General features: G+C 59.4%; 8 protein-coding genes. 5 read left to right on the forward strand and 3 right to left on the reverse strand.

Annotated elements, in window-relative coordinates; genetic code table 11:
• Positions 1-2 precede the first annotated feature (2 nt).
• Positions 3-803, reverse strand: coding sequence for a DUF2989 domain-containing protein (locus tag AB5Y67_RS20495; RefSeq protein ID WP_043822181.1), 801 nt, complete (start codon positions 801-803; stop codon positions 3-5).
• A 211-nt stretch (positions 804-1,014) separates the two neighbouring features.
• Here AB5Y67_RS20495 and AB5Y67_RS20500 point away from each other — a divergent pair, with 211 nt between their 5' ends.
• Positions 1,015-2,448: a glyceraldehyde-3-phosphate dehydrogenase gene (locus AB5Y67_RS20500; protein ID WP_043822179.1), complete on the forward strand. Its 1,434-nt coding sequence runs from the start codon at positions 1,015-1,017 to the stop codon at positions 2,446-2,448.
• A gap of 120 nt (positions 2,449-2,568) precedes the next feature.
• The gene (locus AB5Y67_RS20505) at positions 2,569-2,862 is read left to right on the forward strand and encodes a YeaC family protein (RefSeq protein ID WP_199427349.1); all 294 of its coding nucleotides are present in this window, start codon (positions 2,569-2,571) and stop codon (positions 2,860-2,862) included.
• A 260-nt stretch (positions 2,863-3,122) separates the two neighbouring features.
• On the opposite strand, the gene ansA is transcribed toward AB5Y67_RS20505, so the two are convergent.
• Positions 3,123-4,130 carry an asparaginase gene (gene ansA, locus AB5Y67_RS20510; protein WP_042054747.1) on the reverse strand — a complete coding sequence of 336 codons (1,008 nt, stop codon included), beginning with the start codon at positions 4,128-4,130 and terminating at the stop codon, positions 3,123-3,125.
• Positions 4,131-4,576: 446 nt separating this feature from the next.
• Between ansA and gltS the strand changes: the two genes are divergently transcribed.
• A complete protein-coding gene (gene gltS / locus AB5Y67_RS20515) occupies positions 4,577-5,776 on the forward strand; it encodes a sodium/glutamate symporter (protein WP_005348115.1) in 1,200 nt (399 codons plus the stop codon).
• A gap of 240 nt (positions 5,777-6,016) precedes the next feature.
• On the opposite strand, the gene AB5Y67_RS20520 is transcribed toward gltS, so the two are convergent.
• A complete protein-coding gene (locus AB5Y67_RS20520; RefSeq protein ID WP_199427376.1) occupies positions 6,017-7,888 on the reverse strand; it encodes a methyl-accepting chemotaxis protein in 1,872 nt (623 codons plus the stop codon).
• A gap of 257 nt (positions 7,889-8,145) precedes the next feature.
• Between AB5Y67_RS20520 and prfB the strand changes: the two genes are divergently transcribed.
• Both prfB and lysS read left to right on the forward strand, forming a co-directional pair.
• Positions 8,146-9,244 (forward strand): peptide chain release factor 2 gene (prfB, locus tag AB5Y67_RS20525; protein ID WP_100645262.1). Its coding sequence is split into 2 segments (ribosomal slippage): positions 8,146-8,220 and positions 8,222-9,244, totalling 1,098 coding nucleotides; the frame shifts between segments, so codons are not numbered across the junction.
• A gap of 16 nt (positions 9,245-9,260) precedes the next feature.
• Positions 9,261-10,796, forward strand: coding sequence for a lysine--tRNA ligase (gene lysS / locus AB5Y67_RS20530; RefSeq protein WP_005335201.1), 1,536 nt, complete (start codon positions 9,261-9,263; stop codon positions 10,794-10,796).
• Positions 10,797-10,916 lie beyond the last annotated feature (120 nt).

Below are 10,916 nucleotides of genomic sequence, written 5' to 3' on the forward strand. Positions count from 1 at the left end.
CCTCAGGGCCGGTAGTTGCCATGCTTGAGCTGCTCGACAATTTCGGCAGCCCGCACATCGTAACCATCCTGCTCTGTCTTGCTCAGGGTGTGGTAGATGCCAAAACGTTTGGCTGAGACCTCGGGGCTATCCTGAAACGATTCGCTCACCTTGCCCCACAGATAGGCCAGCCCATACTGTTTCTGGCCCATATAGAGGGTGCTGAGGGAGGTGAATATGCGGCTGTTCACCTTATCCCCCTCCTGATAGAGGGAGAGGCCGTGCTGCAAGGTGGCAATGGCCTTTTCGGGGTCGCTCTTGGCGTAGATACCACCGAGAGCCAGTTGCAGCTCGGGTTCATCCAGCGCCTTGGTGCCTTCCAGCGCCATAAACTGCTGACGAGCCAACTCGTTGGTGTTGTTGGTCCAGTGCCAGAGCAGCAGGTAGGGATCTTGTGAATTGCGGGTCGCCGCATCGAGCTGGGCCAACTGATCCCCGGCCGCCAGCATGCCCTCGACCCGTGGACTCTTCTGCTCGCGGGCATTCTTGTACTCGATGTTGGTGGAGCGCTCGGCACATTTGAGATAGCGCTCAAGGTTACGCATCAGCTCATACTTGCGCCGATCCGTCCCCTCTTCCTTGAGATAGAAGCGACTGCGGATCACATCGGTACGCTCGTAGCGGCACCAGCCATCGTCCACCAGATCCTGGCAGAGCTCGGGATGATTGCCACAGATGTTGTGGATCCGATCGTCATTGCAGCCAGCCACGGCAAGGCCGACGGAAAGCACGATGAAGGTCTGTCGCAGGGGGAAATTGGCCATGGTTCACATCTTGTTGGTAACGCGGGTTGGTAACAACTGGCGCCTTTACGGGCCACCTCCGGCTAGCAAACCGGTTACATATCCATTACAATGCGCGCGCCATATAAGGCCGCGACTGCAGAATAATATAACGAAATATACACCCCTACACTGATCTGCATTCGACGAATTTTCTATTTACACCAACAACGTGAAATAAAGGATCTGGTCAATGACCCACGAGCACTACTTGCAAGCGTGGCAGGAGAGCCAGGAGCTCGCCGAAGCCATGCAGCCCTTGATTGGTCGCCTCTACCGACAACAAGGGGTCGAGATCACTCTCTACGGCCGCCCGCTGCAAAACGCCTCCACCATCGATATCCTCAAGGCCCACCGGGTCGTCCGCCGCCACCAGGGCGCCCCCCTCCCCATCCAGCAAAGCTTCCCCCTGCTTCAGGCCATCGTGGCCCTCAAACCCACCGCCGCCGAGGTTGACCTTGGCAAGCTGGCAGTCGGCTACTGGCAGGATCATCAGGATGAGGCAGGGATCGAGGACTATCTGCAAGCGCGACTGGCACCGGCCCTTGGCCGCAGCCAGATGCCGCAGCCGACAGACGTGGTGCTCTACGGCTTTGGCCGTATCGGCCGCCTGCTGGCCCGCCTGCTGATCGAGCGCACCGGCGCCGCCAATCCGCTGCGCCTGCGCGCCATCGTGGTACGTGGCGGTCGCGACGGAGATCTGGAGAAACGTGCCAGCCTGCTGCGCCGCGACTCGGTGCATGGCCCCTTCAACGGCTCCATCGAGGTGGATGTGGAGCGCAGCGCCATCATCGCCAACGGCACCTTCATTCAGGTGATCTACGCCAATAGCCCGGCCGACATCGACTACACCGCCTACGGTATTCACGATGCGCTGATCGTCGACAACACCGGCGTCTGGCGTGACGAGGCAGGCCTCTCCGAGCACTTGAAGGCGCGCGGTGCTGGCAAGGTGTTGCTGACTGCCCCCGGCAAAGGGGAGATGAAGAACGTGGTGTTCGGGGTCAACCATGAGGTGATAGGCCCCGATGACAGGATCATCTCTGCCGCCTCCTGCACCACCAATGCCATCACCCCGGTGCTCAAGGTAATGCAGGAACGGTACGGCATCCGCCACGGCCACGTGGAGACGGTCCACTCCTACACCAACGATCAGAACCTCATCGACAACTATCACAAAGGCGAGCGCCGCGGTCGCAGTGCAGCCCTCAATATGGTGATGACCAGCACCGGCGCCGCCAAGGCGGTGGCCAAGGCGCTGCCCGAGCTCAAGGGCAAGCTGACCGGCAACGCCATCCGGGTGCCGACCCCCAATGTGTCGCTGGCGATTATCAATCTGTCGCTGGAGCAGGCCACCGATCGGGAGAGCCTCAACGCCTATCTGCAGCAGATGGCGTTAAGCTCGGCCCTTCACCGCCAGATCGACTTCAGCGCCAGCACCGAGCTGGTCTCCTCCGACATGGTAGGCTCCCGTTATGCGGGCATCGTAGACTCCCAGGCGACCATCGCCGAGGGAGATCACTGCGTGCTCTACGTATGGTATGACAACGAGTTCGGGTACAGTTGTCAGGTAGTGCGGGTGATGGAGCAGATGGCTGGCGTAGTCCGCCAGGATCTACCTGCATAGACCCCGATAGGGTCTACCTGCACAGCTCGCCAGGATCTGCCGGCATAGACCGATAGGGTCTACCTGCATGGCCCGTCAGATCCCGCAGTTTATGGCTCAATAGTTCAAGGAGAAGGCCGGATGTCGTTTCAACAGGGTGAGTTTTTGCAAGCAATCAGGCAGATGCCCGCAGAGGTGTATGAGCGGCTCAAAACCGCAGTCGAGCTGGGCAAGTGGCCCGATGGCAAGCCCCTCACCGACGAGCAGAAGGCCACCTCCCTGCAAGCCGTGATGGCCTGGCAGGCGATGCACATCGACAATCCTGAACACATGAACATCGGCCGTGACGGCGAGATCGTGATGAAGAGCAAGAGCGAGCTCAAGCGTCAGTATCGCAATGAGGAAGAGATAGTGCGGGTCGACCTCAATCACTAAGACAGACCGCACCTTCCGCTATACGGCAGCAAGATAGCAAAGAGGGGAGCCATCATGGCTCCCCTCTGTTTTTCCCTGTGCAGGGTGACAATTCCCCTCATCCCCACCTTCTCCCGCCAGGGGAGAAGGGAGCAGTCTCGCAGCCTGCGGACAGTTAGCGGGCCACCTGCCAGCGATCTTCATGGCAAGCCTCGCTGCCAACAGCACCCCGATCTATCCCCTCTCCCGCCGGGAGAGGGTTAGGGTGAGGGGGAAACCAGTCAGGGAGTCAGCTCCCCGCGCAGGGACTGCTGCATCAGCTCGCGAATGCGGTGGGAGGGCAAGTCCTGGCTCAGCAGGAAGTGGAGCTTGGTGAGTGCCGCTTCGGCGGTCATGTCAAAGCCCGAGATCACCCCGGCCCGCGACAGGGCGTTGCCGGTGGCATAGCCACCCATGTTGACCTTGCCGTGCAGGCACTGGCTCAGGTTGACGATGATGACGCCGCGGGCCGAAGCCTCGGAAAGCAGCGCCAGCATGGCCGGGTTCTGCGGCGCATTGCCAACCCCGAACGACAGCAGGATCAGCGCCTTCACCGGCTGTTGCAGGATATTGGCGATCACCTCGCTGGAGATCCCCGGATAGAGGGTCACCACGCCGATGGGCTGGGGGGTGATGTCGTGCAGCACCAGCGGCCGCGCAGAGGGCACGCCCAGCTCACCCGCTTCCAGCGAGATGGCGATCCCGGCGTTGAGCAGCGGCGGATAGTTGGGGGAGTCGAAGGCGTGGAAGCCGTCGGCGTGCACCTTCTTGCTACGGTTGCCGCGATAGAGCTGATTGTTGAAGAACAGCGTCACCTCGTGGATCGGGTAGTTGGCCGCGATGTAGAGGGCGTTGAGCAGATTCTGCTGGCCGTCGGAGCGCAACTCGGCCAGCGGGATCTGGGAGCCGGTGATGATGACCGGCTTGTGCAGATCTTCCAGCATGAAGGAGAGCGCCGAGGCGGTGAACGACATGGTGTCGGTGCCGTGCAGGATCACAAAGCCGTCGTACTTCTCATAGTTGTCGCGAATGTCTTCGGCGATGCGCTGCCAGTCCGCCGGGGTCATGTCGGAGGAGTCGATGAGGGGCGCATACTCGTGGATATGGTAATCCGGCATCTCGGGGCGGTGGAACTCGGGCATCCGCGCCAGACAGTCTTCCATAAAGCCCGCCATCGGCACGTAGCCGTGATCGGAACGCTGCATCCCAATGGTGCCGCCTGTGTAGGCAATGTAGATAGACTTCTTCACACCCTCTCCTCTTGATGAAGTGAACACCGCCGGAACATGAACCATGTCGGGGTGAACCACAATGTCAACGCCCGCCAGCGCCTCTGCGTGCAGCGGAAACCGGCGAATTATAGAGACTGGCGCCCCAAATGACAGCCGTTCCATGCACCCTTTTCGGCTTTTCTGCCCTCTACCTACATAGTGTTAAATGTCACAATAAACCACTAAAACGAGCATTAATACGACAAAGATGGAATTAAACGATGCTTTTTGCTACAATCCGCCGGATTTTACTAAAATCTCATCTGGATGCCTGAGCATTTCAGGCCCGCACAAGCCCCATCTTTCCTGGGGCGGGGAGATGTTTCCCCTTCTTTGCTGGCACATAAGCCACACTGTTTTCATCCCGGCTGAATCTGTAAGTCTTTTGCTATGAAAGACACAGCCAATCAACATGGGAGTACTGAATGTTACAACTTGATTCCTACGCAACGCTGGTCGCTGCCACTCTGGTATTGCTGCTTGGCCGGGTGTTGGTTACCCGAGTCGGGCTGCTGCGTACCTTCAACATCCCCAAACCGGTAGCCGGCGGCCTGGTGGTCGCGCTGGTACTGCTACTGCTGCGCTCCACCCTGCAGATGGAGCTGCAATTTGATACCAGCCTGCAAACCCCGCTGATGCTGGCCTTCTTCGCCTCCATCGGTCTCTCCGCCGATCTCGCCAGCCTGAAACGCGGCGGCAAGGCGGTGGTTACCTTCCTGATGGTGGTCACCGGCCTGCTGCTGGTGCAAAACAGTCTGGGTGTCGGTCTGGCTACCCTGCTCGGTCTGGATCCCCACATGGGGCTGCTGGCAGGCTCCATCACTCTCTCCGGCGGCCACGGCACCGGGGCTGCCTGGAGCGCTACCTTCTCCGAGAAGTACGGCGTGCAATCCGCCGCTGAGCTCGCCATCGCCTGTGCCACCTTCGGTCTGGTGCTGGGCGGCCTGATTGGCGGCCCGGTGGCTCGCTATCTGGTGAAGAAAGTGCAGGTACCCGGTGAGGAGCACAATCAGGATGAGGCCCCCCAGGGCTTCGAAATGCCCGACATGGAGCGCCCCCTCACCACTTTCAGCGTCATCGAGACGCTGGCGCTGATCGCCATCAGCCTCAAGGGCGGCGAGCTGCTCTCCGCCTCGCTCAAAGGGGGCGCCTTCGAGCTGCCGATCTTCGTCTGCGTGCTGTTTGTCGGCGTGCTGCTGCGCAACGTCCTGACCCTGCTGAACTGGCATGAAGTGAGCGATCGCGAGGTCTCCCTGCTGGGCAACGTCAGCCTGTCGCTGTTCCTCGCCATGGCACTGATGAGCCTGAAACTGTGGGATCTGGCCAGCCTGGCGCTGCCCATCTTCATCCTGCTGGCCGCCCAGACCGTGGCGATGGCGCTCTACGCCATCTTCGTCACCTTCCGGGTCATGGGCAAAAATTACGATGCGGCCGTGCTGGCGGCAGGTCACTGCGGCTTTGGCCTGGGGGCCACCCCGACAGCCATCGCCAACATGCAGGCCATTACCCAGCGCTTCGGTCCCTCCCACCTGGCGTTTCTGGTGGTGCCCATGGTGGGTGCCTTCTTTATCGACATCATCAACGCCATGGTGATCAAGCTGTTTATGGCGATGCCATTCCTGTAATTCCCTTTCCGTCAGACGTATATGATCAGAGCCCACCTTTCGGTGGGCTCTTTGTTTGTTCTCTACTCGCCAGCTGACGCAGGCAGAGCCGGGACACGTATCCGCCATCAAGGTGACCCGTGAGCAACTCAGAAAACCCGAAATCCCCACATCCCGCACTCCCCCGAACAACAAAAAGCCCCGCGCTCGACAGAGGACGGGGCTTGATTATGTCAGCCGGAACAGGCCGAGAGTTGCACCTTACAGGATAAAGGTCGACACCTGCTGGTTCAGGTCAGCAGCACGCCCTTTAAGGCTGTGGGCCTGATCCAGATCGCGCATGGCGGCGGCGGTGATCTCGTCACTCACATCCTTGATGGCGGTGGTGTTCTGGGTGATCTCGCCGGTCACCTGGGTCTGCTCCTCGGCGGCGGTGGCGATCTGACCCGCCATGTCGGAGATGAGGGAGATGGCACTGGTGATCTCTTCCAGAGCGCGCACCGCCTGATCGGCATCCTGCACGCTGTTGTCCGCCAGCCCCTGACTGGTCTGCATCAGGCTCACCGCGCGGGCAGTGGTCTGTTGCAGGGTCTCGATGGTGGACTGGATCTGCTGGGTGGAGTCCTGGGTACGGCGCGACAGCACCCGCACCTCGTCAGCTACCACCGCAAAACCACGACCCTGCTCACCGGCACGGGCCGCTTCAATGGCCGCGTTCAACGCCAGCAAGTTGGTCTGCTCGGCAATCCCCTGAATGGTGGAGAGAATGCTGGTGATGGCCTGCGCGTGACGGCTCAGCTCGCCGATCACCTCGGTCGCCTGCCCTACCTCTTCAGCCAGACCATTGATGGACTGGCGGGTCTTGTTGACCAGCATCTTGCCCTGCTCACTGCTCTGGGCAGATTGCTGGGCAGCAGCGGCGGTGTTCTCAGCGTTGCCGGCGATCTCCATGGTGGCGCTCGCCATCTCGGTGACTGCCGTGGCGACCATGGTCACCTCCTGCTGCTGACGCTGCAGCTCGTCCACCGCTGCCTGGTTGGTCACCAGACTGCGCTCGGCATCGGCGTTCAACTCGTTGGCCAGCTGACGGATATTGCCGATCAGCTGATGCTGGCTGCCGACGAAACGGTTGAAGCTGTTGGCCAGTTGGCCCACTTCGTCGTTGGCGTCGATCTTGATGCGCTGGGTCAGATCGCCGTTACCATCGGCAATGCGGGCCAGCGCCTGGGAGACCTTGGTGAGCGGGCCAAGCAGCATGCTGACCAGCCAGGAGATAGCGAGGATGCTGCCCACCAGCACCAGCAGCGCCATCCCCAGCTGGGTCATCAGCAGGGAGGAGAGCGGCGCTTCCAGCGCGGCCTTGTCCAGCACCAGCACCAGCTCCCAATCCGTGTCAGGGATATCAGCCGCCCACAGCAGCTTGTCGCGACCTTCGCTGTCAAAATAAGCTGGTACCAAATCCTTGCTCGACTTGCTCTGCTCGATCAGCGCATTGGTCAGATCGTTGTCGATCTCGCTGGCCGGTTTCATCGCCTTGGCGGCATCCTTGTAGGCGATGATGGTGCCATCCTTGTGCATCATGATGGCGAAACCGTCGGCAGGCAGCTGCATCTTGGTCACGTCTTCCACCAGCGAAGCGATGGAGAGGTCACCACCGACTACCCCGCCAGAAACCGGCTGGGCCAGGGTCACCACCATGATGTTGTAAGCCACGTCGAGATAGGGTTTGGTGACAATCAGGCCACCTTTGCTCATCGCCTCCTGATACCAGCCACGGGAGCGCGGGTCGTAGCCATCGCGGTTGATGGAGGGATCGGAGTCATTCATCTTGCCGCTGCTCTCACCGAAATAGGTGAGCTGGAAACGGCCGGAAACTTGTGCCTGTTGCAAGGCATTGAGGGGTTCGGCACCGGCCTTGTTGCCGAGCGCCTGGATCACGTCGCGACGGGCGGCGAGCCAGTCGCTGACACGCTCGGCATGCTGGGTGCCCAGCCGTTGCAACTGCTCCTGGCTGCCTTGCAGCAACAGGGACTTCTGGCTGCTATAGCTCTGCCAGGAGAGCAACAAAATCACCAACGAAAGGGCGATCACCACTGACAACAGTATCTTCTGCTTGAGTGACAGGTTTTTCATCATGTGTTCTTCTTATTGAGGTGAGGAGCGGGTTTTTCCCTAAAAGTGCACAACACTACACGTAGTCATTAGCGACCCGAATGGCCAAAACTGAACCTGAAAATGGGTCTGCGGGCGATATTTTCTACCGAGGTGGAGAAAAGTGCACCAGAAATTGACGGCATGAGCCGCACAAGCCAAGGCAACCCTGTTTATTCCTTCCACAATTGGCTAGAATATCCCGTTTTTAAATCACATCGACCCTGAGAGTTTTCACGATGTTCGAAGTTAATCCCGTATTAAATAAACTTAAGGAGCTGTCTGAGCGGACCGAGCTTCTTAGGGGGTACCTTTGACTATGACGCCAAGAAAGAGCGTCTAGAAGAGGTCAACGCCGAGCTGGAACAGCCGGACGTATGGAATGAACCCGAGCGCGCACAGGCGCTGGGCAAAGAGCGCGTCGCGCTGGAAAACGTGGTCGGCACCATCGACACCCTGACCCAGGGCGTGGATGACGTCGAGATGCTGGTGAGCCTGGCCGTGGAAGGGGAAGACGAAGAGACCTTCAACGAAGCCATCGCCGAATCCGAACAGCTGGAAGCCAAGCTGGTGGATCTCGAATTCCGCCGCATGTTCTCCGGTCAGCACGACGGCTCCGACTGCTATATCGATATTCAATCCGGCTCCGGTGGTACCGAAGCACAGGATTGGGCCAACATGGTACTGCGCATGTACCTGCGCTGGGGCGATGCCCACGGCTACAAGCCCGAGCTGATTGAATGCTCCGAAGGCGACGTGGCTGGCATCAAGTCCGCCACCATCAAGTTCACCGGCGAATATGCGTTCGGCTGGCTGCGTACCGAAACCGGCGTGCACCGTCTGGTTCGCAAGTCCCCGTTCGATTCCGGTGGCCGCCGTCACACCTCCTTCTGTTCTGTGTTCGTCTACCCCGAGATCGACGACGATATCGATATCGAGATCAACCCGGCGGATCTGCGGATCGACGTCTACCGCGCCTCCGGTGCCGGTGGTCAGCACGTTAACCGAACCGAATCCGCGGTGCGTATTACCCACGTTCCGACCGGTGTCGTGGTACAGTGCCAGAACGACCGTTCCCAGCACAAAAACAAAGACCAGTGTATGAAGCAACTGAAAGCCAAGCTCTACGAGCTGGAAATTCAGAAGCAGAACGCTGAGAAACAAGCCCTGGAAGAGACCAAGTCTGATATCGGTTGGGGCAGCCAGATCCGTTCCTATGTGCTGGATGACTCCCGTATCAAGGATCTGCGCACCGGCGTCGAAACCCGTAATACCCAATCGGTGCTCGACGGTGACTTGGACAAGTTTATCGAAGCCAGCCTGAAATCAGGTCTGTAAACAAGCAGGAATCACCATGTCTGAACAAACCATCACTCCGGAAGTCGACCAAACTCTCGAACTCAACAACGAGATGACCGAGCGTCGTTCCAAGCTGGCCGCCCTGCGCGCCCAGGGTAATCCTTTCCCCAACGACTTCCGTCGCGACAGCCTCTCTGGCGATCTGCACGCAGAGTTCGACGACAAAAGCGCCGAGGAGCTGACGAGCCTGGGTAAACGGGTGAAGATTGCCGGTCGCATCATGACCCGCCGGATCATGGGCAAGGCTTCTTTCGCCACCCTGCAGGACATGGCCGGCAAGATCCAGGTCTACGTCACCCGTGACGACCTGCCGGAAGGTTTCTACAACGAGCAGTTCAAGAAGTGGGATCTGGGCGACATCGTGGGTGTCGAAGGTACCCTGTTCAAGACCCAGACCGGTGAGCTCTCCGTTCACGTTTCCGATATCCGCCTGCTGACCAAGGCGCTGCGTCCGCTGCCCGAGAAGCACAAAGGCCTGACCGACCAGGAAGCTCGCTGCCGCCAGCGCTACCTGGATCTGATCGCCAACGAAGAGTCCCGCAAGACCTTCATGATCCGCACCCAGGTGGTTGCCGGTATCCGCAAGTTCTTCAACGAAAAGCGCTTCATGGAAGTGGAAACCCCGATGATGCAAGTCATCCCGGGTGGTGCCTCCGCGCGTCCGTTCGTCACTCACCACAATGCGCTGGACATCGACATGTACCTGCGTATCGCTCCGGAGCTCTATCTGAAGCGTCTGGTGGTCGGTGGCTTCGAGCGTGTCTACGAGATCAACCGCAACTTCCGTAACGAAGGTATCTCGGTTCGTCACAACCCCGAGTTCACCATGATCGAGTTCTACATGGCCTACGCCGACTACATCGATCTGATGGACCTGACCGAAGAGCTGCTGCGCACCCTGGCGCAGGACATTCTGGGCGACACCAAGATCCGTTACGCCAAAGAGGGCGAAGAGGGCCTGACCATCGATTTCGGTCAGCCGTTCCAGCGCCTCACCATGGTCGAGTCCATCCTGAAGTTCAACCCGGATGTAACCTTGGACGATCTGGCTACCCTCGAGAGCGCCAAGGCTGTTGCCAAGCGTCTGCATATCGAGCTGATGAAGGGTTGGGAGCTGGGCCACGTGATCACCGCGATCTTCGAAGAGACCGTGGAGCACATGCTGCTGCAACCGACCTTTATCACCGAGTACCCGGCTGCCGTTTCTCCGCTGGCCCGTCGCAACGACGTGAACCCGGATGTAACCGACCGCTTCGAATTCTTCATCGGTGGCCGCGAGCTGGCCAACGGCTTCTCCGAGCTGAACGATGCAGAAGACCAGGCCAAGCGCTTCCAGGATCAGGTTGATCAGAAAGAAGCTGGCGACGACGAAGCCATGTTCTACGACGCCGACTTCGTCACCGCGCTGGAACACGGCCTGCCGCCGACTGCCGGTCAGGGTATCGGTATCGACCGTCTGGTGATGCTGTTCACCAACAGCCACACTATCCGTGACGTAATCCTGTTCCCGGCCCTGCGTCCGCAGAAATAAGGTTCATGCCCGCCGGGATCCATCCCGAGCGCGATAGCTTGAAAACGCCCCGCAACAGCGGGGCGTTTTTCTATCTTCTTTACCGCCAAATCACTTTATAAATTCAATAATGGAATAAAG

Origin of the sequence: Aeromonas sp. s12, from assembly GCF_040907925.1 — a bacterium.
GTDB lineage: Bacteria > Pseudomonadota > Gammaproteobacteria > Enterobacterales > Aeromonadaceae > Aeromonas > Aeromonas veronii.

Bases quoted from the DNA above. Each gene is read 5' to 3' on its own strand.
- lysS (WP_005335201.1), top strand. From the start codon at position 9,261: ATGTCTGAACAAACCATCACTCCGGAAGTCGACCAAACTCTCGAACTC.
- AB5Y67_RS20505 (WP_199427349.1), top strand. From the start codon at position 2,569: ATGTCGTTTCAACAGGGTGAGTTTTTGCAAGCAATCAGGCAGATGCCC.
- gltS (WP_005348115.1), top strand. From the start codon at position 4,577: ATGTTACAACTTGATTCCTACGCAACGCTGGTCGCTGCCACTCTGGTA.
- AB5Y67_RS20500 (WP_043822179.1), top strand. From the start codon at position 1,015: ATGACCCACGAGCACTACTTGCAAGCGTGGCAGGAGAGCCAGGAGCTC.
- AB5Y67_RS20495 (WP_043822181.1), bottom strand. From the start codon at position 803: ATGGCCAATTTCCCCCTGCGACAGACCTTCATCGTGCTTTCCGTCGGC.
- AB5Y67_RS20520 (WP_199427376.1), bottom strand. From the start codon at position 7,888: ATGAAAAACCTGTCACTCAAGCAGAAGATACTGTTGTCAGTGGTGATC.